Source organism: Micromonospora sp. NPDC048909, from assembly GCF_040649635.1.
Taxonomy (GTDB): domain Bacteria; phylum Actinomycetota; class Actinomycetes; order Mycobacteriales; family Micromonosporaceae; genus Micromonospora.
In genome coordinates, this window is sequence record NZ_JBEZFU010000007.1 from 328,971 (window position 1) to 353,861 (window position 24,891).

The window sequence follows — 24,891 nt, forward strand, 5'->3', positions numbered from 1 at the left end:
AGCCTCAACCCTTGTGGCGGGGCACCAGCCGGTGCACCACGGCGAGGACCAGTGCCATCACCACGGCCATCGTTCCGGCGATGCCGGTGGCGCTGCCGGCGTAGCCGGCGAAGAGCGCGCGTCGGCCCAGCTCGTCCGGGTCGACCCCGCGCAGGTCCACCAGCCAGGCCAGGGCGACCCCCGAGGCGACCAGGGCGAGCACGCCGCCCACGCCGAGCACCGTCGCGGCCGCCCGGTGTGCGTCGCCGGCGGAGAACTGGGCCTGTTCGCGCTGGGTGATCAGCAGCACCAGCCCGGCCAGCGCCGCCCAGACGCCGACCACCAGGAAGGCGGCGACGGCGTCGCTGGGCCGGTGCCATCCGGCGGAGAGGGTCGCCACCCCGGCGACGGCCGCGTAGCCGGCGCCGATGAAGGCGCCGACCGCCCGGATCTTGGCCGGTAGGACGAGCACCAGGGCCACCGCCACCGACGCCGCGACCGTGGTGTGCCCGCTGGGCAGGCTGTTGCCCGCGTACACGCGTTCCAGGTCGATGCCGAAGTCGGGGCGGGAGAGGCCCCATTTGAGCAGTTGGGTGGTGACGTTGGCGCCGGCGATCAGCAGGGTCGCGGTGATCGCCAACGCGATCCGGCCGCGCATCAGCGCGATGAAGCCGATCACCGCGGTCGCGGCCAGCAGCGAGACGACCGACATGGCGTTGAGGAGCTGGTCGACCGGACCGTCGATGCGGTCCTGCCCGATCCGGTTGCCGGTCAGCGCCACCGTGTCGAGCCACTGCCCGACGCCGGTGTGCATGGCCACCCGCCACACGGCGAGGAAGGCGGCCGCCTGGATCAGGGCGAACAGGACCAACCAGACCGCTGTCCAACCCCGCGCCGTCGCTCGCACCCGCACACCGTAGCGATTGGCCGGCCCGGACCGGCCAGTGGGCCGACCGCTAAATTTTAGGCGACGTGAGGAGGTGACGTGGGCGCCACACCGGAGCACGATGCCCGCCCGCCGGAGCCGGATACCGGCCGGCCGGAGTCGCTCGCGGATCTGCTCGGCGGCCGGGGCGGCGCGATCGACGCGACCCTGCCGCCGGTGGCGTTCGCCGCCGGCTGGCTGCTCGGCGGTGAGTCGATCTGGGCCGGGGTGGGCGCGGCGGTGGTCACCGGCGCCGCGGTTGCCGGCTGGCGGCTGCGCCGGGGCGACCGGCCGCGCTCGGTGCTGATCGGGCTGCTCGCCGTCTGCGTGGCCGCGCTGATCGCCCTGCGGACCGGTCGGGCCGCCGACTTCTTCCTGCTCCAGTTGCTCTCCAACGCGGCGAGCGCGTTGGCCTGGGCGGTCAGCATCGTGCTGCGCTGGCCGCTGCTGGGGGTGGTGGTGGGCGCAGCGCTCGGCCAGCGCAGCCGGTGGCGGCGGGATCCGGCGCTGCTGCGCGCGTACGGGCGGGGCAGTTGGGTGTGGACCGCGACGTACCTGCTGCGGGTGGCCGTGTTCGTGCCGCTCTACCTCGGCGGTCAGGTGGTCGCGCTGGTGGTCGCCCGGGTCGCGTTGACCTGGCCGCTGGTGGCGGCGGCGCTGGCGCTGAGCTGGGTGGTGGTGCGGCGGTCGCTGCCGCCCGGCCATCCCGGGCTGCGGCACCCGGTCACCGCCACCGACGGCGACCAGCAGGCGGCGGAAAGCCGCTGACGGCGGACGGCCGGCCGTCGACCCGGCTGCGCGGGCGTCACGGGGAGAACAGCGCGGGGACCAGCACATAAAGGGAGAGGCCGCCACGGGGGGAGCGGCCTCTCCGGTGACGTACGTTACTCCGTCACGGTCCGACGCGTGATCCCGTGACGGCCTCTTTTTGCGGGCTTTTTCGCGCCGGGTTCATGTCCGGGCGGTGGGGTGGGCCGGCCGACCCGCTGCGTCGGCCGGATGGCCGGCCCACCCCGGCCTGACCGTGGGTGTCAGGCCGCCCGCCGGTCGGGCCCGGCGTGCCCCGGGGCCCCGACCGGTGCCGGGGCGGGCGCCTGGGCCGCCCACCCCGGCTCGGGGGTCAGCCGTTGGGGAACAGGGCCCCGTAGTCGGCGTACGCCATGGCGACGTCGGCCTGGGCCCAGAACCGGTGGTAGCTGAACTCCGGCTCCGGCCCACCGTTCAGATACGCCTGCACCTTGGGCCACTGCGGATCGTTCTTGTAGAAGGAGCGGATGTCGAGGAAGCTCTTGCCGGCGGCGATGGCGTCGCCGTTGGGCATCGTCCCGGTCCAGCCCGGCGGGACGTAGAGGCCCTGCCCGGTGCCCGCGTCGTAGACGTCGTCGAAGCGCCGGTAGTCGCCGCGCTTCTCCACCGTCGAGACGCCCTCGGCGTCGCTCGCCGCGTGCAGGGCGTCGAGCAGCCCCTTGGCGGTGGTCTTCGCCGCCGCGTCACCGGACTTCGCCGCGTACGCGATAAGGGTCCGGGCGTACGCGGCGGCGACGCCGACGTCCTGGCCCTTGCTGATGACCTCGACGTGCAGGTTGGTGTTCGGTTGCGGGTTGGTCGGGTTCCAGGTGGTCGGCTGGCCGGTCCAGCGCATGTCGGACGGGATCGACCAGTTGGCGCCCAGGGTGGTGTTGGTGATGGCCCAGGGCACCCACTTGTCCAGCAGCGCCTTGGCCCGGGTGTTGCCGGTCTGCAGGTACAGCTCGGCGATCCGCTGCATCGACCAGGCCTGCATGCCGAACCACTGGTTGGACGGCGGGTCGTTGTAGACCGGGTCGACGTCGTAGTACATGCCGTAGAAGGTGGACGTGCCGGCCGGCGGCTGGCCGTAGTTGCCGCCCCAGCTGTTGGTGGCGCCACCGGCGATGCCGCCCTCGGCGGACTGCAGCCAGGTGTAGAACTCCAGCTGCCGCTCGAAGCTCTTGGTCCAGTCGGTGACCGCGGTCGGCGACTGCGGTTTCAGCTCCGGGGTGTTGGTCAGCGCCCAGGCCGCGAACGGGTTCTGGTAGCCGAAGTGGTTGTGGCTGGAGCCGATCCGCCAGGACCAGTTCTGGCTGGTCTCGTACGCGCCGCCCCAGGCGTAGTACCAGGAGAGCAGGTAGTGCGCGGAGTCCCGGCCGCTGCCGGCGGGGCAGCTGCTGGCCCCGACGCAGTTGCCGATCTTCTTGAAGTACTTGTCGAACATGGCGTACCGCAGGTAGTCACCCATCTTCGCGGCCTTGGCCACGGTGGCCGCCACGTCGGCCTGCCGGCCCTGCGCCTTGGCCCAGGTCAGCGCCCAGTACGCGGCCTGCACGGCGCGGGCGTCGGCGTCCGGGGCGTTGGTGTACTTCCACTGCTTGGCCGGCGCGGCCGACTCCTTGACGAAGAGGTCGAGGTAGCCGTACCGGCCGCCGGCGGTGAAGGTGTCGCAGGACGGCTGCGGAACGGTCTCCCAGACCGACTCCTGGGTGCCGCGCTGGAAGGTGTTGATGTACGCCGGACGGGTGGTCTTGTCGCCGCAGCGACCAAAGCCGTAGGTGTTGTCGACGTCGATCAGCCAGTGCATGCCGTAGATGTCGCCGGTGCCGTAGGTGGACTGCAGCTCGCCGCGCAGCGGGTCCTGGCCGACAGGCACCGACGCCTCCAGCGCCGACGGGTACTGGCTGGGCAGGTCGTGCTCGGCGGCGTACTGCGGGGTGCCCGCCGCGCCGGCAGTCGGCTGATCGGCGTGCGTCGGAATTATGTACTTTTCCATGACCGTCCAGGCGTTGTTGAACGGTGCCCAGTTCTGGGTCACCCGCCCGTACTGGGCCTCCAGCCAGAGCCAGAAGCTGAACGCCTCGGACGTGGTCTCGTGCCCGTGGTCGGGCGCCTCGACGATCAGCGTCTCCACCGAGTGGTACGGCACCCCCTCGGGGCTGAAGTAGCCGGAGTTCTTGATCTTTCCGTACTGGTCGAGGAACCGCTCGGTGTACTCGTTGTCGCCACCACCCGGGGTGTCGTTGTCGATCTCGGTGGCGGTGATCGCGAGCGGCGCGTACCCGGTGGCCGAGGCGGTGAGGGTGGCGGTGCCGCCCATGGTGTCGGCGTCCTCGGCCGCGGCGACGCTCACCGTGGCCCCGGTGCTCCAGTTGGCCGGCGTCAACGTCACGCTCGCCGGCGAGACGCTGAGGTCGGCGTCACCGGTGCGGGTCAGCGAGACCGGGACGTTGGCCGGCGGCGCGGCGCTGAGCTTCAGGGTGACGGTGCTGGTGCCGCCCTCGGTGACGCTCACCGCCGACGGGGTGGCGACCAGAACCGGGCCGGACGCCGGCGACACCGCGAACGACCGCTCGGCCGTGGCGCTGAGGTTGGCGTTGTCGTACGCCTTCGCCTGCACGGTGTACGACCCGGCCGGCAGGTCTTCCAGGGTGTAGCCGTAGGGGGCGGTGGTGTCGGTGTTGACCAGCAGGCCGTTGCGGTAGAACTCGACCTTGCCGATGCTTCCGTCGGGGTCGCTCGCGGTGGCGGTCAGCGGCACGTCGGCGGGGGCCTCGAAGGGGCCGGCCGGCACGGTGAGCCCGACCGTCGGTGGCTGCTGGGCAGTGCCGCCGCAGGTCACGCCGTTGACCGAGAACGAGGTCGGCTTGGGGTTGCTGCCGGTGTACGACCCGTTGAAGCCGACGCTGGTGCTGGCGCCGGTGCCGAGGTTGCCGTTCCAGGATTCACTGGTGGCGGTGACCTGGTTGCCCGTCTGGCTCCACCGCGCCGACCAGCCCTGGGTGACCCGCTGGTCGCCAGGGAAGGCGAACTGCAGCGTCCACCCGTTGATCGGGTCGCCGAGGTTCCTGATGGTCACGTTCGCGGTGAAGCCGTTGTTCCAGTCGTTGGTCGCGTAGACCACGTCGCAGGCCGGTGCGGCCTGGGCGGCGCCGGCGGGGACGGTCACCCCGACGACGGCCAGCGCGGCGGCGGCGAGCATCGCCAGCCGGCGGCGGTGGGCCAGGTTTCTCATGTGCGCGGTGTCTCCTCGGGCCAGGCCGGGGTGCTGCCCCGGCGGGGCGCCGTGCCGCGCGGGTGGTGGCGTGCGGTGGGGTCACGGTCGCCCGGGTAGGTGGTCGCCCCGGCCCGGTCGGGGGTGCGGCGGGGGCGGCCCTCACCGGGACACCGGTCCCGCCGGCTGCGTGGTTGCCGTACCGGATCTGCCGGCTGCCCTCGGCGAACCCGCCTTTGCGCGCGAACTGGCTCCCTGTCGCGCTGAATCGACAGTGTTGCATGGAAGCGCTCCCACAACAAGCCGCAGAGGCTCTCCACCAGCTCCATGTTTCGATCTCGTTTTGGGTCTTTCACAAAGCCGTGACGGGCGTTACAGTCGCAGCATCATCGATGGGAGCGCTTCCATCGATGACGGTCCAACTGGAAGATTGTCGAGTTCGTCTCTGACGGGCTCGGGGACCAGCCCGAAGGCCGACGGCGGGCCAGCCCGGACACCGCCGTCAGCCATCATCCCGCCAACCGGAGGGAGGTGGATCCGAAGCCACTCGCGTGGCCCGGCTCCCGCGCGACACGTACGGCAGGACGCCAATTCCGCCCGTGCGTGTGCAGCAATGGTGGGGACGGGGGTTGCCCTCCCCCGTCCCCACACTAACCGCCCGTACACGATGGGAAAAGAGGCCGACGGGACAGGCGCACCGCGCCGCCCGGCCGGCCTCGCTCGCTGTCCGGGCTCCCGACCTCCTAGCGCGCCGCCGCACCCGCCCAGCCCCCGCCGGGTGCCCGGCCGGCGGCGGCTGCCCTATGATGGGAGCGCTCCCGGCCCTCGGGCGGGGGGCCCGTAACCACGAGGAGAACCATGACGGTCCTGAGCTTTCCGCCCGGCTTCGGCTGGGGTGCGGCCACCTCGGCCTACCAGATCGAGGGGGCGGCCAAGGAGGACGGCCGGGGTGAGTCCATCTGGGACACCTTCAGCCGCACGCCGGGGCGTACCCGCAACGGCGACACCGGCGACGTGGCCGCCGATCACTACCACCGGTACCGCGAGGATCTCGACCTGATGCGCGACCTCGGGCTGCGCAGCTACCGGTTCTCCATCTCCTGGCCCCGCATCCAGGCCGACGGCACCGGCGCCCCCAACCAGCGCGGCCTGGACTTCTACCGCCGGCTCGTCGACGGTCTGCACGACCGGGGCATCACCCCGATGGCCACGCTCTTCCACTGGGACCTGCCGCAGGCGTTGCAGGACGCCGGCGGCTGGGAGGCGCGCGACACCGCGTACCGGTTCGCCGACTACGCCGACGCCGTGTTCCGCGCCCTCGGCGACCAGGTGCCGAACTGGCTGACCATCAACGAGCCGAAGACGGTGGTGCAGAACGGCTACCTGCAGGGGCACCACGCCCCGGGCCGGCAGGACCCCGACGCGGCCTACCTGGTCGCCCACCATCTCCAGCTCGCCCACGGGCTGGCCGTACGGGCGCTGCGAGCCACCGCCACTGGCGCCCGGATCGGGCCCGCGCTGAACCTGCACCCCTGCTACCCGGCCGACGACTCGCCCGAGGCCGCCGCCGCCAGCCGGCTCTATGACGGCTACGAGAACCGCCTCTACCTCGACCCCGTCTTCACCGGCCGCTACCCGGAGGACGTGCTGGCCGACCTCGGGCCGCAGAGCCGGCTGGCCCGCGGCATCGCCGACGGGGACCTGGCCGTCATCGCCTCCCCGGTCGACCTGCTCGCGGTGCAGTACTACACCCCGATCTACGTGACCGCCGACGGCGGCACGCTGCCACGCTGGCCGACCTCGGAAGCCGAATGGCAGCAGATCTACCCCGACGGCATGTACGACATCCTGACCCGGGTCACCCGCGACTACGGGCCGGTGCCGCTCACCGTCACCGAGAACGGTCTGCCCACCCCGGACACCCTCGACGCCGACGGCACGGTGGACGACGCCGGGCGGATCAGTTTCCTGCGCGACCACCTGGCCGCCGTGCACCGGGCTCTGACCGCCGGGGTGCCGTTGGAGAGCTACCACGTCTGGTCGCTGCTGGACAACTTCGAGTGGGCCGAGGGCTACGACCAGCGCTGGGGCCTCGTGTACGTGGACTACCCGACCCAGCGCCGAATCCTCAAGCGCAGCGCCCACTGGTACCGCGCGGTGATCGCCGACAACGGTCTCTGAGAACATCGTCGCCCCATTGCTGAGAGGCAAGGGCGCGAGCGTCCAGCCTGGCGACCTGCGGATTGGTGCGGGGTGGCACCGAATGCCCCGCGCTGACCCGCGTCGCCGATGTCTGATCTTCGCGTCGCAGGCGACCCCCTGCTTCTTCGATCACCCGGTCCTCCACCGTGCCCTACTACCGGAGCACGCTCCGCTTGTGCTTGACGTGTATGCGGACGGCCCTCCGCTTCTAGAGTGTTGTCGGAGGATGCCGAAATGACCAGGTACGCGTCGGCCTGGTGGCGCCCGGAACGGTGGACTCCGAGTTGACCTCGCAGCTACGCGATGGCGTACGGGAGGCGGTCGTGCGGCAGATCGGAGACATGGTGTTGCTACGCCCACAGGACATCGCCGACGCCGTCGCCTACCTGGTCACCCGCAAACGACACCTCGCGGTCAACGAGATGCTCGTCTGGGCAGCGGAGCAGACGTGGTGAGCGACATGAGCGACCAGCGATCCCTCCTGCCCGGTCTCGTCGGTGACGCCGACCATCTGAGCCTGTCCCGCCTCGTCGGCGAAAGCGGCTGGCGGGTCGACGCCGGCCAGGCCGGCACCCTGTTCGAACTCTTCACCGAAGACGGCGTGCTCGACATCGGTAAGCCCTACCGGGGCCGTGACGCGATCCGCGCCTGGGGCCAGGAACTCGACCGGAACAACCCCTACCCGGGCATCCGGCACCTGGCGTCCAACATGCGCTTCGTCGCCACCGGCGTCGACACCGACGGACGTGACACTGCCGAAGGGCTCACGGTGCTCACCGTGTACCTCGACGACGCCCACGGCCGGCCGATCAGCACGCCCTGGCTCGTCGGCGAGGATCACGACAAGTTCGTCCGCACCGACACCGGCTGGCGCTTCACCCACCGCGCCTGGGTGCAACTGTTCAGCCGGGACCCGGCGTAGCCCAAACCGCGATTCGCCTCACGGCAGGACCGCCGTCACACGCACTCTCATCGGCAGACAACATGCACGTACGGATCAAGCAGCGTCTGAGAGAGCGCTGCCCGGTCCCGGGTCCGACCGACCCGGGACCGGCTCCGGTCAGCGGGGCAGCGCCTGCTGCAACTCCGCGCGCAGCGCCGGGGTGAGCATCTCCCCCGCCTGCTTGGCCAGCCGGGCCATCTCGTAGCCGACCACGCCGATGTCGGCGTCGGCCGCGGCGAGCGTGGCCAGGATCGAACCGTCGCGCACCTGCATGACCAGGAAGTAGCCGCGGCCCATCTCGACCACCGTCTGCTTGACCACGTCCCCGTCGAACATCTGCGCGGCACCCGAGGTGATGCTCATCAGCCCGGAGGTCACCGCGGCGAGCTTGTCCGCGTTGTCCCGGGGCAGGTGATCGGAGATCGCCACCAGCAGTCCGTCGGAGGAGACCACCACCGCGTGCGCCACGCCGGGCACCCGCTCGGCGAAGCCGCTGACCAGCCAGCTGAGGTCCCGCGCCTCCTGACTCAACGTCGTCACTGTCGTCGTCCTCCTTCACTGTGCTCGCCCAGCGGCGGCACGGGTAATTCGGTGGTGTCCTCGGCCTCGGCGCGCCGCACCCCGCCGTAGAGGCGGGAGAGCATGCCGCCGACCGCCTCCGGGTCCGGTTCGTGCCGGGACGGCGCCGGCTCCGGGCGGGCCGACCGGGTGACCGTGGCGAGCTGCGCCATCGGTACCCGGACCGGCAGACCGCGCGCGTTGGTGCCGCCGGTCACCGGGGTCGACGGCGGCGTGGCCGGTGCCGGCTGCGCCGCCGCGGCCGTGCCCTGCCGGGACCACCAGCCGCTGCCGCCCGCCGGTTCGGCGGCCGGGGCGAGCACGTTCTCGGCCCGCACCGGCACCGGTCGGACCTGGCGGGGCACCGCCGGTCGGCGACCCGCCACCGGCAGGTCGGACTGGGTGGCGGTCTCCGCCGCGGTGGCCAGCATCCGCGCCGGCACCGGCTGGTCCAACGACATCGGTGGAGCCGGTGCCAGCAACTGCGCGGGCAGCCTGAGCACGGCCACCAACCCGTCCTGCCCGCCGTCGAGCCGCACCCGTACGCCGAGCCGCGCCGCCAGGTGGCTGACCACGAAGTGGCCCATCCGCTCGACGGTCGCCACGTCGGCGGCCGGCGGGCTGGCGAGGACCGCGTTCGCCTCGGCCAGGGCCGCCGGGCTCATGCCCAGGCCCCGGTCGACGATCTCGATGACCGCGCCGGCCCCTACGGAGCGGGCCGTGACCGAGACCGTGGTGTCCGGCCGGGAGAAGGCGGTCGCGTTCTCCAGCAGCTCCGCCAGGAGGTGCACCAGCTCCCCCACCGCGTGACCGACGATGTGCAGCTCGGCCACGGACTCGTGGCGGACCCGCTGGTACTGCTCGATCTCGGCGGCGGCCGCGAGCAGCATCGTGCCGAGGCCGACCGGCTGCTGCCACCGTCGGGTGGACTCGGTGCCGGCCAGCACCAGCAGGCTCTCGTCGTTGCGGCGCATGCGCGCGGCCAGGTGGTCCAGTTTGAACAGGTTCTCCAGCTGGTCCGGGTTGCTCTCCTCGCGCTCCAGGTCGTCCAGCAGCTCCAATTGCCGCTCCACCAGCACCTGGCTGCGCCGGGCCAGGTTGACGAACATGGCGTTGACGTTGCGCCGCATCATCGCCTGCTCGACGGCGACGCTGACCGCGCTGCGGTGCACCGCGACGAACGCCTCGGCCAGCTCACCGATCTCGTCGAGCGAGCGGACCACCGCCGGCGCGACCTCGATGTCGGGCACCCCGCCGGTGACGGTGCGCAGCTGGTCCAGGGCGTCCGGCAGCTCGACCTGGGCGATGCGCAGGGCCTGGCTGCGCAGCAGCCGCATCGAACGGGCCAGCGATCGGCCGATGAGGATGGAGATGAGCAGGGCGACCAGCAGCACCGCGACGATCCCGCCCACCACCAGCAGGGTGGCGCGCAGCTGGCCGGAGCTGGCCTCGTCGGCCTGCCGGACCGCGTCGTCCAGAACCCCCGCCTCGACCTGCTGGAGCAGCTCCTGCCGCTCCTCGCTCGCCGTCCACCACTGCGAGGCGGGCAGCACCGCCGGCGCGGCGTCACCGGTCGGCAGGCTCTGCTCCTCGAGCCGGGCGGCGGCGACGAACGCCGGGTTCACCGAGGTCTGGTCGTAGCGGCGGATCTGGTCGCTGCTGGCGGCGACCCGGAACGCGCCGATCGCGGTGAGCTGCTGGGCGCGCAGATCGGAGAGGACGACCTGGTCCTCCGGGCCGTACCGGCCGGCCCGGGCGGCCGCGTAGAGCTCGGCGCGGATCCGGGAGGAGAGCTCCTTGACCCGGGCCAGCTGCACGTAGCGCAGCACCGCGTCGCTGAGCGCGGGGCGGTCCGGCCCGGGCGTCGGCTCGGCCAGCAGGTTCAGCAGCGCGTCGATGGCCCGGTGGTAGTTGCTCAGGATCGTGTCGCTGCTCAGCACCGCCGGCGGCACCGTGGGCCGGATGTAGATGACCTGGTCGTACGCCTCGAGCACCTCCGAGTACGCGACCCGCCAGGACGCATCCGCGTCGGCCAACGGCACGGCCGCCCGACGCAGGTCCTGAATGGCCTGATCGGAGGCGGTCTGCAGCGGCTCCAGCGCGTCGATCGCGGCGTCGCGGTCGGCCACGCCGCCCACCCGGCGCAGCTCGGCCAGCTCGCCCGCCGAGCGGTCGCGCTCCTGCTGGATCCGGTGCACCGCCACGGTGATCTGCCGACCGATGCCCACCTGCTCGGCGAAGTCGCCGAGCGCGGTGGTCCGCCCCACCAGGGCCTGCGTCTGCACACCGGCCAGGACCAGGAACGCCACCGAGGGGACGATCAGGACGGTGGCCAGCTTCGTCCGCATCCGCCAGTCGCGCAGTCGCAAGGGCGAGCGGCGCCGGTGCGGTACGACCCGGACGTCGAAGCGACGCCGGCGATGGTTGGACACCGCGCCGCGCGCCGGGTCCGCACCTACGCCCACACCTGCCTCCTCCGCCCCTCGCGTCCGCCGCGCCTGGGGAGCGGAGTCCATCCAACCAGGCCGGGAGGCCGTGTCAACGGCTCGACCGAGGCAGGTGTTCAGGAAGGATACTGCGGGCGGGACGGTCCTGTCGTGGTCGGCAGGACCAGCTCATCCGTCCGGCCGATGTCGGCTAGGTCGACCGCCGCTCCCAACCGTCCGAGCGCCACCAAAGCCGCACCGGTCGCACCGATCTCCGGGTTGCGCTGGTGCGACACGGCCCGCGGCGCGAGCGCCGTGGCGAACGCCTGCCGCCACCACACCGACGCGGCCACCGCGCCGCCGCCCAGCACCACCGCGACCTGCCGGTCGATGGTGGACTCCATCACCCGCAGGTCCTCGGCGACCATCTCGCACAGGCCCTGCATGAGCCCGGCCAGGATGTCCACCGCCGTGGTGCCGAAACTCAGCCGGCGCAGCTCACCGGAGCCGGCCGGGGCCAGCCCCGGCGGGCGGTCACCGCCCAGACGGGGGTCGGCCGGCAGGCCCCCGCCGGCCGGCACCAGCGCCAACGCCGCGTCCAACTCGGCGCCGGCGGGCAGCCGCAGCTCCCGCTTCGCCCACGCGAACAGGTTGCCGCCGGAGGAGTACGCGGCGCCGGTCACCACGTGGTCGTGGTCGACCCGGTAGCGCCAGAGCCGCTCGGGCAGCCGGGGCTGCGCCTGGCCGGCCGGCAGCCGTTGCATCAGCCGCACCGCCGCGGACGTGCCGACGGTGACCGCCGCCCGGGTCGGGTCGACACACCCCGAGCCGACATTCGACGCCGCGCCGTCGCCCACCGGCGCCGACCAGCGGGCCTCGGCCAGCCCGGGCCAGCGCTTCGCGTGTTCCTTGCGCAGCCGCCCGTGCCAGTCCAGCGGGGCCAGTTCGGGCAGCTCGCCAAGGCCGGCGCCGGCCAACGCGAGCGCCTCGTCGTCCCAGTCGAGGGTGCACAGGTCGAGCAGGCCGGTCCCGGAGGCCTGCGAGATGGACATCGGCGCCGCCTCGAGCAGCTCACCCAGCACGTACTCGACCAGGCCGGCGAAGCGGGTCACCCGGCTGCCGGCGCGCTCGCGCAGCCAGGGCAGCCGAACCGACCAGTACGTGCGGTGCCACCAGGTGCCGGTGCGCTGGTGGTAGTCGTCGGGGTCGGCCGGGCCGGTGGCCGACGGCAGCGGCTCAGGGCGGGTGTCCAGCCAGGTGAGCACCGGGCCGAGCGGCTGCCCCCCGCCGTCCAGCGGGATCACCGAGTGCCACTGCCCGGAGACCGCCACCAGCGTCACGTCGCGCAGGTGCCCGGCGTCGGCCAACTCGTCCAGGCACTCCAGCAGGCAGGCGAAGTAGGCGCGGGCGTTCAGGGTGCCGGTGCCGTCGTCGCCGATGGCCAGGCTCACCTTGCGCCGCGCCAGGGCACCCGGCAACGGCTGGGTGTCCTCGTCCAGCACCAGCCCGCGTACCGAGGAGGTGCCCAGGTCGAGCGCGAGAGTGTTCATCGCCGGTCAAGTTACCCGCTGCGCGCCGCGCCCAAGCCGCGTCCGCCCCGGGGTACGCCGGATCGGCTTCCCCGCGGCCGGTCCGCCGCGTAGGCTGGTCGCATGCTCGCGCATCTGACCTGCTGGTGGCCCGCCGACCCGGCGGCCACCCTCCGCGCGTAGCTTTCCCACGCGGCCGCCCGTCGAGGCGGTCGCCGGATCTCCCGGCCCCGGGGCCGCCCCGCCGGCGGCGCCCGGCCTCAGGAGACTCCGATGAACCATTTTTCCGACCTGCTCGCCGCCGTGTCCGGCGGCACCGACCCTGGCCCGTTCGCGCTGGTCCGCCGCGCCGAAGCCGACCAGGTGGAACTGTTCACCGGCCCGGTTCGCACGGTCGACCGGCTGGCCGAGATCCCGCTGCCCGACGACGCACCGGGGCCCCGGACGCTGGCCCTGGTGCCCTACCGGCAGATCACCGAACGCGGCTTCGCCTGCGTCGACGACGGTGCGCCGCTGCAGTGCCTGCTGGTGACCGGGCATGAGCGCGTCGGCCTGACCGAGGCACTGGCCGCGCTGCCGGACGCCCCGGTGCGTACGGTCGACGCGGCGTTCGACGTCAGTGACGACGAGTACGCCGCCACGGTCGGCCGGGTGCTGGCCGAGGAGATCGGCCGGGGCGAGGGCGCCAACTTCGTCATCCACCGGACGTTGACCGCGACCGTGCAGGGCTCGCCGCTGGCGGCGGCGCTCGCCGCGCTGCGCCGACTGCTGCTGCGCGAGCGCGGCGCGTACTGGACCTTCGTGGTGTACACCGGCGACCGGGTGCTGGTCGGAGCGAGCCCGGAGCGGCACGTCAGCGTCGACGACGGCCTGGTGATGATGAACCCGATCAGTGGGACCTTCCGGCACGCCGGCGCGGCGCCGGACCGCGCCGCGCTGCTGCGTTTCCTCGCCGACCAGAAGGAGGTCGAGGAGCTGTACATGGTGCTCGACGAGGAGCTGAAGATGATGGCCACGGTCGCCGAGCACGGCGGCCAGGTGGTGGGCCCGTACCTCAAGGAGATGTCCCACCTGGCGCACACCGAGTACCTGCTCGCCGGTCGGGGCTCGCGGGACGTGCGGGAGGTGCTGCGCGAGACGATGTTCGCGCCCACCGTCACCGGCAGCCCGATGGAGAACGCCTGCCGGGTGATCGCCCGGCACGAGCACACCGGGCGGCGCTACTACGCCGGAGTGCTGGCCCTGCTCGGCCACGACGACGCCGGGCGGCAGACCCTGGACGCGCCGATCCTGATCCGCACCGCGGAGATCTCTCTCACCGGCGCGCTGCGGGTGCCGGTGGGGGCCACCCTGGTCCGGCACTCGACCGCTGCGGGCGAGGTGGCGGAGACGCACGCCAAGGCCGCCGGGGTGCTGGCCGCGCTCGGGCTCGGCCCGCAGGCGCACGGCGCCGGCCGGGGGACGACGGTCCGCCTCGCCGACGATCCGGCGGTACGCGCCGCGCTCGCCGCCCGCAACGCGCCGCTGTCCCGCTTCTGGCTGGACCAGCGGGCGCCGGGCGCCGCCGCGCTGCCCGGGCTGGCCGGCCGCACGGCGCTGATCGTCGACGGTGAGGACACCTTCACCGGCATGCTGGCCCACCAGCTGCGGGCGCTCGGCCTCGCCGTGACGGTACGGCCGTGGTCGGCGCCCGGCCAGCCGGACGACCACGACCTGGTGGTGGTCGGCCCGGGGCCGGGCGACCCGGGCAGCGGGACCGAGCCGAAGATGCTGGCGCTGCGCGGGCTGCTCGCCGGGCTGCTCACGGCGGGACGCCCGGTCCTCGCGGTCTGCCTCGGGCACCAGCTGCTCGCCGGGCTGCTCGGCCTGCCCCTGCACCGGCGTGCGGCGCCGTATCAGGGCTTGCAGCGGGAGGTGCAGGTCTTCGGCACGCCGCGCCGGGTGGGCTTCTACGCCACCTTCACGGCTCGCGCCGACAGCGACCGGCTGGAGAGTGGGTACGGCCCGGTCGAGCTGGCCCGCGACGCCACGGACGGTGCGGTGCACGCGCTGCGCGGTGCGGGTTTCGCCGGGGTGCAGTTCCATCCCGAGTCGGTGCTCAGCCCGGACGGGTTGGCCGTGCTGGCCGAACTGCTGGGGCGGTTGCTGCCGGCGGCGCCCACGCCGGTGCCGACGGGGTTCACCGGCGCCGGTCCGTCGGTGCCCGGGGCGGCATAGTCCGGCCCGAACGCGGGTACGGCTGGGTCGACCGGTGGCCGGACGGGTCGAGAGCCCCCGTCCGGTCACCGGGTCGACGTGCCGGCGGGTCGCCGGTTGGCGCCGCCGGGCCAGCGGCTGCTCAGCCGGCGAGGCCCTTCTTCAGCGCCGCGCCGATCTGCACCGCCCGCCGGGCGGTGAGCGTGGTGGCGGTCAGCGCGATGTCGTCCGGCGCGATCTCGCCGTTGTTGCTGGTGTGCGACGCGCCGTACGGGTTGCCGGCGATGAACTGGCTGGTGTCGGTGTAGCCGGGGGTGACCACGATCCCGCCCCAGTGGTAGAAGACCGAGAAGAGCGAGGTCAGGGTCGTCTCCTGGCCGCCGTGCGACGTCGCCGTCGAGGTGAAGGCGGAGTAGACCTTGTTGACCAGCGCGCCCTGCGCCCAGAGCGGCCCGGTCGTGTCGATGAACTGCTTGAGCTGGGCGGCGACCATGCCGTACCGGGTCGGCGAGCCGAAGATCACCACGTCGGCCCAGGCCACGTCGTCGATCTGCGCCTCCGGCACGTCCTGGGTCTCCAGATGGTGCGACTGCCAGCCGGAGTTGGAGCGGATCGCCTCGGCGGGCGCCAGCTCGCGCACCTTTCGCAGCCGGACGTCCGCGCCCGCGTCGCCGGCGGCCTCGCAGGCGGCCTGCGCCATCTGGTAGGTGATGCCGGTGGCGCTGTAGTAGATCACCGCCACCTTGGTCTGGGCAGCCATCAGATGTGTCCCCTTCCGACTCGGTCAGCTCCCGCGACTACCCGTCACCTGCCCCGACAAACGCCGCACGACGTCGCCCTCCGTCACGCGAGCGTTGCTTGCTGTTACTCAAGATTTCCGCAAGTTCCGATGTGTGCCGGGTCTCGGGCGCCCGGCACTCGGGGATCCTGATCGCACCGGCGCCGGTGGGAGCCGCCCGCCGCCCCGCGCCGGTGAACCTGAACGGGGGATCGCGCTCCGCCGGCGATCAGGCCGGCGTAGCGCGATCAGGGGCTGCGGGGCGGCGACGGATAGGCGCCGCCACCCGCGCACCCGTCCGGGACGTCCGGTCCCGTCACGCACTTCCCCCACGGATCAGGTGACCCGGCCGCGCAGGTCGTCGACCTGCTGCTGCAACCGGTCCACGGCCCCCTCGTTGTTGAGGAACGTGGCCACCCCCGCGATGAACACCAGACCGAGGATCAGCGCGAGAACGCTGAGCACGAGACCCCCGATGGTCACCCCCCGCCCGGTCACACCCGGCCGGGCGGCCATCCGGAGCCCGAAGATGCCGACGATGATCCCGATGATGCCGAGGATGATCCCTGCCCACGCCAGGATGGCCGTCAGCGTGCACACCAGGGCGGCCACCCCGAAGACCAGGGAAAAGGTGGCAGCTGCACTGGTCTTGGCCGGGGTGCCCCGATCGGCCCGGGAACGGGCCGGCGCGCCGCCCCGCATCGGTTCGCTGGACGCAGTCATGGCTCTCCCTTCCGCACGCGCGACGCGCGCATTCCGCCGCGGCATCCCCACTCCCCCGGCCGATATGCCTCCCCAGCAGTGTCGGTGGGCAGGCCTAGGCTGGCGGCACCACCGGGGAGAGGCGGCCAATGCCCGTGCAGCTCACGGCGAGCGAGGCGCTCGCCCTGCGGATGACCAGCCTGCTGTTGCGCCCCCATCCCACCGCCGGGCCGGGCACGGTGGCCGAGGTGGTCGAGTGGTTCGGCGCCATGCAGGCCCAGGATCTGGCCAGCGGGCTCTGGTCACTGGGCGCCCGACTGCCCACCATCACCCAGGTCGACGTGCAGGCCGCGCTGGAACGGCGGGAGGCGCTGCGCACCTGGCCGATGCGGGGCACCGTGCACCTCGTCCCGCCCCGCGACGCGCGCTGGATGCTGGAGCTCACCGGCGTACGGTCGCTGGCCCCCGCCGCCACCCGCCGCGCGCAACTCGGCCTCAGCGACACCGACGCGGAGCGGGCGGTGGAGTTGCTCGGCAGCGCGCTGGCCGGCGGGGGCCGGCTCACCCGGGCCCAGTGCCTGGCCACCCTGGACGCCGCCGGCATCGGCACCAGCGGGCAGCGGGGCTACCACCTCCTCTGGTACGCGAGCGTGCGTGGGGTGACCTGTCTGGCGCCGAGCATCGGCACCGAGCAGACCTTCGCGCTGCTCGACGAGTGGGCGCCCGAGCCGCACCGGCCCGAGCGTGATGCCGCGCTCGCCACCCTCGCCCACCGCTATGTGCGTTCGCACGGCCCGGTCACCGACCGCGAGTTCGCCGGCTGGACGGGGCTGACCCTCACCGACGCGCGGCGGGGCCTGGCCGCGGCCGGCGACGCCCTCGCCGCCGTGCGGGTCGACGAGGTCGAGATGCTGGTCGACGCCGCTCTGCTGGACGCGCCCCGGGCGCCGGTCGACGACCTGCTGGCGCTGCCCGGGTTCGACGAATACCTGCTCGGCTACAAGGACCGCGGGCTCATGCTCGACCCGGCGCACCGGGACGCGATCGTGCCGGGCGGCAACGGCGTCTTCCAGGCCACGGTGGTGCTCGACGGCCGGGTGGTGGGCACCTGGAAGCGCAGCGTCGGGCGTGATCGGGTCACCGTCGTGGTGCGCCCGCTGGCACCGGTCGACCGGCCCCGGGTCGAGCACGCCCTCGGCCGCTACGCCGAGTTCCTCGGCCTGGAGCTGCGGGTCGACTGGCCGGCCTGACCCCGCCCGACTCGATCTCATGGTTCACGGTGACAGCGCGACGGGGGCAACGCGTGGGGCCGGTGGGGCTTCGTGCCCCGCCGGCCCCGCGTGTGGAGGTTCTCAGTCGGCGAGCGCGCCGGCGGCCCGACCCTCGTGCAGCGTGAGGTTGCGGCCGTTGGCCGGGTCGAAGAGGTGGATCTTCTCCAGGTTGAACCAGACCCGACGGTGCTGCCCCTCGGCCACCGGGGACTCCGCCGACAACCGGGTCACCAGGTTGGCGCCCGCCCCGGTCAGGTCGGCCGCGCCCGCGTCGGCGGCCAGCTCCTCCAGCTCGGCGGCGCTGGCCCGCTCCCCCTCCACGGTGAAGTAGACGTACTTGTCCGAGCCCATCGACTCGACGATCTCCGCCGGCGCCTCGAACTCCATGCCCCGGCGCCGGGTCTCCTCGTCGACCAGCTCGGCGTCCTCGAAGTGCTCCGGGCGGATGCCGAGGATCAGCTCCCGAGGGGCGTCGGCGGCCTCCAGCTCGCGGCGGAGCCGGTCGCCGACGGGCACGTCACCCAGCGCGGTCCGCAGCCGGCCGTCCTCGACGGCGGCGTGCAGGAAGTTCATCGACGGCGAACCGATGAACCCGGCCACGAAGAGGTTGCGCGGGTGGTCGTAGAGCTCCTGCGGCGGGCCGACCTGCTGCACCGCGCCGCCGCGCATGATGACCACCCGGTCGCCGAGGGTCATCGCCTCGGTCTGGTCGTGGGTGACGTAGACGGTGGTGGTGCCGAGCTGCTTCTGCAACCGAGACACCACCGTGCGCATCTGCACCCGCAGCTTGGCATCCAGGTTGGACAGCGGCTCGTCCATCAGGAAGGCCTTCGGCTGCCGCACGATCGCCCGGCCCATGGCCACCCGCTGCCGCTGCCCGCCGGAGAGGTTGGCCGGCTTGCGGTCCAGCAGCGCGGTCAGCTCCAGCACCTTGGCCGCCTCGTCGACCTTGGCGTTGATGGTCTCCCGGTCCAGCTTCTGCAGGCGCAGGGGGAACGCCATGTTCTCCCGCACGGTCATGTTCGGATACAGGGCGTACGACTGGAAGACCATGGCGATGTCCCGGTCGCGGGGCGCCTTGTCGTTCACCCGGTCGCCACCGATGCGCAGCTCGCCGGAGCTGATGTCCTCCAACCCGGCGATCATGTTGAGGGTGGTGGACTTGCCGCAGCCGGACGGGCCGACCAGGATCACGAACTCGCCGTCGGCGATCTCCAGGTCGACGTCCTGCACCGCGACGGTCCCGTCCGGGAACCGCTTGCTCACCTTGTCCAGCACGATGTCAGCCATTGTTGTCACCTATCCCTTGACTGCGCCGGAGGTCAGGCCGGAGACGATGCGGCGCTGGAAGAAGAGCACGAACAGGATGATCGGAATGGTGATCACCACGGCGGCGGCGCAGATCGCCCCGGTGGGGTCCTCGAACTGCGACTCGCCGGTGAAGAACGACAGCGCCACCGGCACCGTGCGGGACCGCTCGGTGGAGGTCAGCGAGATGGCGAAGAGGAAGTCGTTCCAGCAGAAGATGAAGACCAGGATCGCCGTGGTGAACAGGCCGGGAGCGGCCAGCGGCGCGATCACCCGCCGGAACGCCTGGCCCTGGGTGGCGCCGTCCATCTTCGCCGCCTTCTCCAGGTCCCACGGGATCTGCTTGAAGAACGCCGACAGCGTGTAGATCGCCAGCGGCAGGGCGAAGGTGATGTACGGCAGGATCAGCCCCGGCCAGGTGTCGAAGAGCCCCAACTGCCGCTCGATCTCGAACAGCGGTGACACCAGCGACACCTGTGGGAACATCGCGATCAGCAGGGAGACGCCGACCAGCAGCTTCTTGCCGGGGAAGTCCAGCCGGGAGATCGCGTACGCGGCCATCGCGCCGAGCACCACCGCGATCAGGGTGGCGATCAGGGCGATGCCGATCGAGTTGACCAGGGCGCGGACGAACTGGTCGGTGTCGAAGATCGTCCGGTAGTTCTCCAGCGTCCACTCCCGCGGGATGAACTTCCCGTCGGTGAGAGTGGCCGGGGTCTTGAACGACAGCGAGGCGATCCAGAGCACCGGGATCAGCGCGAAGACGACCACGATGACGTCCAGCAGGCCCCACCGCAGTCTCGCCCGGGTGGTGGTTTCGGTAGCCATCTCAACGCCTCTCGTCGTCCGAGCTGCCGGGGGCAGCGGTGCCGAAGAGCTTCACGAAGACGAACGCGATGATCGCCACGGTGATGAAGATCAGCACCGACATGGTCGACCCGATGCCGAGGTTCAGGCCCCGGATCAGGTTGTTGTAGGCGAGCATCGACACCGACGAGGTCTCGTTCGCGCCGGCGGTCAGCACGAAGATGTTGTCGAACACGCGGAACGCATCGAGCATGCGGAACAGCAGCGCGACCAGGATCGCCGGCTTCATCACCGGCAGCATCACCTTGGTGAACCGCTGCCAGGACGTCGCCCCGTCGGTGGAGGCCGCCTTGAGCAGGTCCTCCGGCACCAGGGCCAGCCCGGCCATCAGCAGCAGCGCCATGAACGGCGTGGTCTTCCAGATCTCGGCCAGCATGATGATCGCCAGCGAGCTGGCCCGCTCGGTGAGCGGGGCGCCGTCGCTGAACACGTTGGCCAGGTAGCCGGTGCCGGGCGTCCAGGCGTACCGCCAGGAGAACGCGGCGACCACCGTGACGATCCCGTACGGGATCAACGCCGCGGTCCGCACGATGCCGCGCCCGACCAGGGTCCGGTGCATGATCAGGGCCAGCCCCATGCCGAGCACCAGTTCGACCGCGACGGTGACCACGGTGATCAGCGCGGTCACCCCGAAAGCGGTCCACCAGAACTCGTTGCTCAGCACGGTGGCGTAGTTCTCCAACCCGATGAACTCGCGCTCATCGGGGAAGCGCAGGTCGAAGCGCTGCAGCGACAGCCAGACCGAGTAGATGATCGGGTACGCGGTCACCGCCAGCATGACCAGCGCGGCCGGCGCGCAGAGTAGCCACCCGAGCCGGCGCTCGGCCTTCTTGTTCTCACTCAGCGGCGGCCGTCCGCGCCGGCTGCGCTGCGCGGGCACGGCGGCGTGCCGGCCGGTGCCGCTCGCGGTCTCGGCGGCGGTCGCCTCGGCGCCGGTGGGCGTGGCGGGCAGGCTCACGGCAGCACCCCCTTCGACTGGAGCGCGTCGGCGATGGCGCCGCGCAGCTCGTCCGCGGTCTGCTGTGGGCGGATCCCCGACGGCGGCGACAGGATCGCCGACATGACCGTGGAGATGCTCTGGTACGCCGGGGTGAGCGGACGCACCGCCGGCTCCTTCAGCTCCTCGAGGATGGTCTCCTTCATCGGGTACGCCTCCTCCATCTCCGGATCGGCGTAGATCGACTCGATCGTCGGCGGCACGCCGTCGTTGATCGCCGAGAACTTCTGGTTCTGCTCGTTACGGATGCACTTCGCCGCCTCGAAGGACAGCTCCGGGTGCTTCGAGTAGGCGCTGACCGCCATGTTCACCCCGCCGATGGTGACCTTGCTCGGGGTGTTCTCGTCGATGCCGGGGATCCGGGCCCAGCCGACCTGCTTGGCCAGGTCCGGGTTGGCCTCCTGCATCGCCGGATAGACGAACGGCCAGTTCACCTGGAAGGCGCCGCTGCCGGACTGGAACTCCAACCGGACCGGGTCCTCGGTGGCGTTGGTGAACGACGGCGACGTCACGCCGGAGGAGGCGAACTTCTGCAGCTGGTCGAGCGCCTTCACCGTGCCCTCGTCCATCAGGGCCTTCTTGCCGTCGTCGCTGAGGATCTTCCCGCCGGCGCTCTCCGCCAGGGTGTTGTAGAGGACGACCAGGCCCTCGTACTGCGCGCCCATGGTGAGCACCTGGTAGGGCTTGCCCTGCCGCTTCAGCTCCTGCGCCGCGGCGATCATCTGGTCCCAGGTCTTCGGCGGGTCCGGTGCCAGGTCCTTGCGGTACCAGAGCAGCTGTACGTTGGTGTTCTTCGGCGCCGCGTAGAGCTTGTCCTGGTAGCGGGCGGTCTCCAGTGGGCCGGCCAGGGTGCCCTGCTCCACCTCGGCCTTGTCCGCCCCGGTCCACTCCCGGATCCAGTCGGCGCTCGCGAACTCCTGCGTCCAGGTCACATCCAGACCGAGCACGTCCATGCCACTGTCCTCGGCGGCGAGCCGGCGGACCATCTGCACCCGCTGGTCGTCGGCCTGCCGCGGCAGCACCCGGTAGACGATCTCGTAGCGACCGCCGGCCTGCGCGTTGCAGTTGTCCACCACCTTCTGCAGGTTCTGCTCCGGCGGGTAGTACAGGTTGATCGTGGGCGTGCCGCCGTCCCCACCGGAACCGCAGCCCGCCAAGGGCGCCGCCAGCGCCACCGCGGCGGCGGCCGCGACCGCGCGCACCCGCGGTCGACGTCGACGTCCGGCCTCGTCAGGGTCGCTCATCACCCCTCCCCTCTGATCGGCCAACAGCCGGGGAAGGTCACCGTGCCCCGGCGCACGGCGAGACGGTCGGGCTCTGACAGGCGAGTGACGGACCCCGGACGTTTCGTGGTCCCAACACTGCCCGACCTGCGAAGTCGCGAAACCTGCCGGCGACGGGACCGGATGTCACGGCGGCGGTGTGCCCTGGATCACCTGCCGCTCGGACGCGGGATTCGCCGGCGCTCCCTCACACCGGGGAGACCGGAACGGGCCGAATCCCCCTATGCGGGGAGTCGCGCGGCATTCGGCACGGGAGAGGCTGCGGCCATGACAGAGCCGGGATGGATACGGTGGACGCCCCCGCTCACGGTTGTCTGGTGCACGGTGTACGCGATCGTGCACGCGAGTTGGGCGATCGGCGACGCGCCTGACTTCGGCGACCTCGGTGAGTCGTTCCTGCCGGAGGGCTGGACGCCGGTCGTGCCGGCCGCGTCGGCCGCGATCGTGGCGGCGCTGGCCGGCACGAGGGCGGCTCCGTCCCGGCCGGCGAGCTGGGTGTTGGCGGTGCTGGCCTGGTCGTGCGGGATCGCGCTGCTGCTCTACGCCTTCATGTTTCCGCTGAGCCTCCTGATGGCGCTCGGCGCGCTCTTCGGCCAGCCGGTCAGCCGGGCCGATCTGGTCGTCCTGCTCGCCCAAGGCGCCGGCGCGGTGGCCGGGGTGCTGGCGTCCGCGATCGCCGTCCTGGCACAGCGCCGCGCCCGGGCTGCCTGCGCGCGTTGCGGTCGTGTCCACGGCCGCTCCCCCGAAAAGCGCGGCGCCCCCTCGCCGCTCTGGGCCTACCTTGCCGCCTACCTCACCATCGCCGCCTGCCTGGTCCGCCTCGGTGCGGCCGTGCCGAGGGGAGCCCTGTGGCGGACGTCGCCCGGCACATCCGCCACGTTCCTGCTGACCTTCGTCGCGCTGATGGTCCTGGCGGGCACGCTACTGCCGCTCGCGCTGGTGCACCGTTGGGGCCGGATCTGGCCCGCGTGGGTGGGGCCGCTCGCCGGACGGCCGGTGCCGCGCTGGCTGGTGCTGGGTCCGGCGCTGTTCCTCGGGGCGGGTTTGACCAGCTACTTCGGCATCGGCGGCGGGACCGCGGTGGCGACCGGGATGGTCGCGCCGGACTGGTTCCTGGTGGTGGCGCTGGCCAGCTACACGCTGTGGGGGGTGGGGTTGCTCGTCTCGGCCAGCTCCTACCTGGCTCTGACCAGACCCGAGTGCCCCGCTGGCCGCGCCTCGGCCGCACCGGCTCCGGCGGAACGTCGCACTCGAGCGGCATGATGTTCCGGTGATCGCTCGTTTCAAGGACCTCTGTATCGACGCGGCCGACCCCGCCCGGCTCGGGGCCTTCTGGGCCCGGGTGCTCGACGGGAGCGTCGTCGACACCGGTGACGGCGACACCCGGGTCGACGCCGGCCCGGACGGCGCGGGCCCCGAGTCGATCTGGGTGAACCGGGTGCCCGAGCCGCGTACCGTCAAGACCCGCGTCCACCTGGAGCTGCGCCTCGCCGGCGACGATCCCGCGGCGCTGCTCGCCGCCGGCGGCCGGGTGGTACGCGAGCCCGACGACGAGATCGAGTGGTGGGTGCTGGCCGACCCGGACGGCAACGAGTTCTGCGCCTTCGCCGCCCGACCGGACACCTCGCCCGGGCCGATGGAGCTGGTGGTGGACACCGTCGAGCCGCAGCGGCTGGCCCAGTGGTGGGCCGGCGTGCTCGGCGGTGAGGTCGAGATGACCGGCTGGGACGCGGCCTCGCTGGTCGGCGGGGCCGGTTTCCCGTGGGACGAGTGGGTCTTCAACCCGGTACCGGAGCGCAAGACGGTCAAGAACCGGATGCACTGGGACGTCGACCTGACCGACCCGGATCCGACCGGCCTGATCCGGGCCGGCGCGACCCTGCTGCGCGAGCCCGACGACGCGATCAGCTGGTGGGTGCTGGCCGACCCCGAGGGCAACGAGTTCTGCGCCTTCGCGCCGCGTCCCACCCAGTGAGCAGCGGAGCTACCCAGCGCCGGCCGGTTGCATTAGCGTTTTCATAGCTCCGCTGCCAGCGCGTACGCCGTCGACGTCGATACGCCTCCGGCCGACCCCCACCCGCCCGTTCGGTTGGTTCTCGCGGGAACGCCCTCCCCCGGTCCATCGGTTGGGCAGGATCGTCCGCAACGAGGAGGTGCCGTCGTGCAGGACACCCGCGCTCTCGCCCTGACATTCGAGGTGAGCGGCCTGCCACCGGTCAAGACCGAGGCGCTGTCCATCTTCGCCGCCGGGCACCGGCAGGCGACGAGGGTCCGCGCCCTGCTCGAGGCGGCCTGCGCGGCGGCCCAGCGTACCGGCTGGACCCCGCTCTCCGGGCCGATCGAGGTGGACCTGGTTCTCCGTTGTCCGCCCGGGCACCGCACCTCCGACGCGAGCACCCTGCTCGGTGGGGTGTGCGCGGTGCTCCAGGACAAGAAGCGGGTCGCCACCATCGGCCTGGCCCACCTCGGCGTCCTGGTGGACGTCGCCCTCTACGACGACGACCGGCAGATCCGCCGGCTGTCGTACACCGAGGAACCGGCCGAGGAGTTCTCGTACCAGGTGCGGGTGGCCGCCGTACCGAACGTGGTTTGACCGACGACCGCGGCGGGGTACCGCGGACGCCGACGAAGGGAGCGCCGATGTCGGAGCCACATGTCACGCTCGACCCCCGCGGGCTCGATCCCGTGCAGCAGAAGCTGCGCGGCCCGCTGGAGGATCAGCTGACCTCGGCGCTCCAGGCGGCGACCGAACGGGTCCGCGCCGGCTACGCGGGCGAGCCCGTCGAGCAGGTCTGCCAGCGGCTGCTCGACGAGACCCGCTCGGGGCTGCACCCCGACATCGCGGCCGGCTTCAACCCGGACATGGACGAGTTCTGCCGGGTTGCGGTGGCGATCGTCCGCGCCGACCACGGCTGATCGCCAAC

21 protein-coding genes are annotated in these 24,891 nt (G+C 72.3%); 10 read left to right on the top strand and 11 right to left on the bottom strand.

Annotation, left to right across the window (positions count from 1 at the left end; genetic code table 11):
* Positions 1-4 precede the first annotated feature (4 nt).
* On the bottom strand, positions 5-892 hold the full coding sequence (locus AB0C04_RS21320) for a phosphatase PAP2 family protein (protein ID WP_357057195.1): 888 nt from the start codon (positions 890-892) through the stop codon (positions 5-7).
* Positions 893-964: 72 nt separating this feature from the next.
* Between AB0C04_RS21320 and AB0C04_RS21325 the strand changes: the two genes are divergently transcribed.
* Positions 965-1,672: a DUF3159 domain-containing protein gene (locus AB0C04_RS21325; protein ID WP_357057197.1), complete on the top strand. Its 708-nt coding sequence runs from the start codon at positions 965-967 to the stop codon at positions 1,670-1,672.
* 352 nt (positions 1,673-2,024) lie between these two features.
* Here AB0C04_RS21325 and AB0C04_RS21330 read toward each other — a convergent pair whose 3' ends face one another.
* Complete coding sequence (locus AB0C04_RS21330) at positions 2,025-4,919, bottom strand: glycoside hydrolase family 48 protein (protein ID WP_357057299.1); 2,895 nt, start codon at positions 4,917-4,919, stop codon at positions 2,025-2,027.
* A gap of 846 nt (positions 4,920-5,765) precedes the next feature.
* Between AB0C04_RS21330 and AB0C04_RS21335 the strand changes: the two genes are divergently transcribed.
* The 3 genes from AB0C04_RS21335 (at position 5,766) to AB0C04_RS21345 (ending at position 8,031) form a co-directional block, all read left to right on the top strand.
* Entirely contained in the window at positions 5,766-7,088 is a 1,323-nt protein-coding gene (locus tag AB0C04_RS21335) for a GH1 family beta-glucosidase (RefSeq protein ID WP_357057199.1), read from the top strand.
* 344 nt (positions 7,089-7,432) lie between these two features.
* Entirely contained in the window at positions 7,433-7,564 is a 132-nt protein-coding gene (locus tag AB0C04_RS21340; RefSeq protein WP_357057201.1) for a hypothetical protein, read from the top strand.
* Positions 7,565-7,569: 5 nt separating this feature from the next.
* Positions 7,570-8,031 (top strand): nuclear transport factor 2 family protein, encoded by a 462-nt coding sequence (locus AB0C04_RS21345; RefSeq protein ID WP_357057203.1) that lies wholly within the window; start codon positions 7,570-7,572, stop codon positions 8,029-8,031.
* 138 nt (positions 8,032-8,169) lie between these two features.
* Here the strand turns inward: AB0C04_RS21345 and AB0C04_RS21350 are convergent, their stop codons facing one another.
* The 3 genes from AB0C04_RS21350 to AB0C04_RS21360 form a co-directional block, all read right to left on the bottom strand.
* Entirely contained in the window at positions 8,170-8,583 is a 414-nt protein-coding gene (locus AB0C04_RS21350; RefSeq protein WP_350872965.1) for a roadblock/LC7 domain-containing protein, read from the bottom strand.
* A 5-nt stretch (positions 8,584-8,588) separates the two neighbouring features.
* Positions 8,589-11,075 carry a nitrate- and nitrite sensing domain-containing protein gene (locus AB0C04_RS21355; RefSeq protein ID WP_357057205.1) on the bottom strand — a complete coding sequence of 829 codons (2,487 nt, stop codon included), beginning with the start codon at positions 11,073-11,075 and terminating at the stop codon, positions 8,589-8,591.
* Between the two features lie 98 nt (positions 11,076-11,173).
* Positions 11,174-12,586, bottom strand: a complete 1,413-nt coding sequence (locus AB0C04_RS21360; protein ID WP_357057207.1) for an FGGY family carbohydrate kinase — start codon at positions 12,584-12,586, stop codon at positions 11,174-11,176.
* Positions 12,587-12,838: 252 nt separating this feature from the next.
* Between AB0C04_RS21360 and AB0C04_RS21365 the strand changes: the two genes are divergently transcribed.
* The gene (locus tag AB0C04_RS21365) at positions 12,839-14,782 is read left to right on the top strand and encodes a chorismate-binding protein (protein ID WP_357057209.1); all 1,944 of its coding nucleotides are present in this window, start codon (positions 12,839-12,841) and stop codon (positions 14,780-14,782) included.
* Positions 14,783-14,903: 121 nt separating this feature from the next.
* Here the strand turns inward: AB0C04_RS21365 and wrbA are convergent, their stop codons facing one another.
* Both wrbA and AB0C04_RS21375 read right to left on the bottom strand, forming a co-directional pair.
* On the bottom strand, positions 14,904-15,521 hold the full coding sequence (gene wrbA, locus AB0C04_RS21370) for an NAD(P)H:quinone oxidoreductase (protein WP_357057211.1): 618 nt from the start codon (positions 15,519-15,521) through the stop codon (positions 14,904-14,906).
* A gap of 354 nt (positions 15,522-15,875) precedes the next feature.
* Positions 15,876-16,262, bottom strand: a complete 387-nt coding sequence (locus AB0C04_RS21375; RefSeq protein ID WP_350872928.1) for a hypothetical protein — start codon at positions 16,260-16,262, stop codon at positions 15,876-15,878.
* Between the two features lie 128 nt (positions 16,263-16,390).
* Here AB0C04_RS21375 and AB0C04_RS21380 point away from each other — a divergent pair, with 128 nt between their 5' ends.
* Positions 16,391-17,491 carry a winged helix DNA-binding domain-containing protein gene (locus AB0C04_RS21380; RefSeq protein WP_357057214.1) on the top strand — a complete coding sequence of 367 codons (1,101 nt, stop codon included), beginning with the start codon at positions 16,391-16,393 and terminating at the stop codon, positions 17,489-17,491.
* A 102-nt stretch (positions 17,492-17,593) separates the two neighbouring features.
* Here AB0C04_RS21380 and ugpC read toward each other — a convergent pair whose 3' ends face one another.
* The 4 genes from ugpC to AB0C04_RS21400 are packed head-to-tail and all read right to left on the bottom strand — an operon-like array spanning position 17,594 to position 21,928.
* Positions 17,594-18,802, bottom strand: coding sequence for a sn-glycerol-3-phosphate ABC transporter ATP-binding protein UgpC (gene ugpC, locus AB0C04_RS21385; protein WP_357057216.1), 1,209 nt, complete (start codon positions 18,800-18,802; stop codon positions 17,594-17,596).
* Between the two features lie 9 nt (positions 18,803-18,811).
* On the bottom strand, positions 18,812-19,648 hold the full coding sequence (locus AB0C04_RS21390; RefSeq protein WP_357057218.1) for a carbohydrate ABC transporter permease: 837 nt from the start codon (positions 19,646-19,648) through the stop codon (positions 18,812-18,814).
* 1 nt (position 19,649) lies between these two features.
* Positions 19,650-20,645 carry a sugar ABC transporter permease gene (locus tag AB0C04_RS21395; RefSeq protein WP_357057220.1) on the bottom strand — a complete coding sequence of 332 codons (996 nt, stop codon included), beginning with the start codon at positions 20,643-20,645 and terminating at the stop codon, positions 19,650-19,652.
* A complete protein-coding gene (locus AB0C04_RS21400; RefSeq protein WP_350872923.1) occupies positions 20,642-21,928 on the bottom strand; it encodes an ABC transporter substrate-binding protein in 1,287 nt (428 codons plus the stop codon). Before AB0C04_RS21400 ends, AB0C04_RS21395 begins: the two co-directional genes overlap by 4 nt.
* Positions 21,929-22,234: 306 nt before the next feature.
* Here AB0C04_RS21400 and AB0C04_RS21405 point away from each other — a divergent pair, with 306 nt between their 5' ends.
* The 4 genes from AB0C04_RS21405 (at position 22,235) to AB0C04_RS21420 (ending at position 24,883) form a co-directional block, all read left to right on the top strand.
* Positions 22,235-23,230 (top strand): hypothetical protein, encoded by a 996-nt coding sequence (locus AB0C04_RS21405; protein WP_357057223.1) that lies wholly within the window; start codon positions 22,235-22,237, stop codon positions 23,228-23,230.
* A 7-nt stretch (positions 23,231-23,237) separates the two neighbouring features.
* Entirely contained in the window at positions 23,238-23,942 is a 705-nt protein-coding gene (locus tag AB0C04_RS21410; protein ID WP_357057225.1) for a VOC family protein, read from the top strand.
* A 186-nt stretch (positions 23,943-24,128) separates the two neighbouring features.
* Positions 24,129-24,560 (top strand): hypothetical protein, encoded by a 432-nt coding sequence (locus AB0C04_RS21415; RefSeq protein WP_357057227.1) that lies wholly within the window; start codon positions 24,129-24,131, stop codon positions 24,558-24,560.
* 47 nt (positions 24,561-24,607) lie between these two features.
* Positions 24,608-24,883 carry a hypothetical protein gene (locus AB0C04_RS21420; RefSeq protein ID WP_357057229.1) on the top strand — a complete coding sequence of 92 codons (276 nt, stop codon included), beginning with the start codon at positions 24,608-24,610 and terminating at the stop codon, positions 24,881-24,883.
* Positions 24,884-24,891: the final 8 nt, after the last annotated feature.

What these genes read in the sequence shown, in the direction of transcription:
- AB0C04_RS21345 (WP_357057203.1), top strand. Translation starts at nt 7,570, where the DNA reads ATGAGCGACCAGCGATCCCTCCTGCCCGGTCTCGTCGGTGACGCCGAC.
- AB0C04_RS21390 (WP_357057218.1), bottom strand. Translation starts at nt 19,648, where the DNA reads ATGGCTACCGAAACCACCACCCGGGCGAGACTGCGGTGGGGCCTGCTG.
- AB0C04_RS21380 (WP_357057214.1), top strand. Translation starts at nt 16,391, where the DNA reads ATGCCCGTGCAGCTCACGGCGAGCGAGGCGCTCGCCCTGCGGATGACC.
- AB0C04_RS21365 (WP_357057209.1), top strand. Translation starts at nt 12,839, where the DNA reads ATGAACCATTTTTCCGACCTGCTCGCCGCCGTGTCCGGCGGCACCGAC.
- wrbA (WP_357057211.1), bottom strand. Translation starts at nt 15,521, where the DNA reads ATGGCTGCCCAGACCAAGGTGGCGGTGATCTACTACAGCGCCACCGGC.
- AB0C04_RS21360 (WP_357057207.1), bottom strand. Translation starts at nt 12,586, where the DNA reads ATGAACACTCTCGCGCTCGACCTGGGCACCTCCTCGGTACGCGGGCTG.
- ugpC (WP_357057216.1), bottom strand. Translation starts at nt 18,802, where the DNA reads ATGGCTGACATCGTGCTGGACAAGGTGAGCAAGCGGTTCCCGGACGGG.
- AB0C04_RS21335 (WP_357057199.1), top strand. Translation starts at nt 5,766, where the DNA reads ATGACGGTCCTGAGCTTTCCGCCCGGCTTCGGCTGGGGTGCGGCCACC.
- AB0C04_RS21375 (WP_350872928.1), bottom strand. Translation starts at nt 16,262, where the DNA reads ATGACTGCGTCCAGCGAACCGATGCGGGGCGGCGCGCCGGCCCGTTCC.
- AB0C04_RS21405 (WP_357057223.1), top strand. Translation starts at nt 22,235, where the DNA reads ATGACAGAGCCGGGATGGATACGGTGGACGCCCCCGCTCACGGTTGTC.
- AB0C04_RS21400 (WP_350872923.1), bottom strand. Translation starts at nt 21,928, where the DNA reads ATGAGCGACCCTGACGAGGCCGGACGTCGACGTCGACCGCGGGTGCGC.
- AB0C04_RS21420 (WP_357057229.1), top strand. Translation starts at nt 24,608, where the DNA reads ATGTCGGAGCCACATGTCACGCTCGACCCCCGCGGGCTCGATCCCGTG.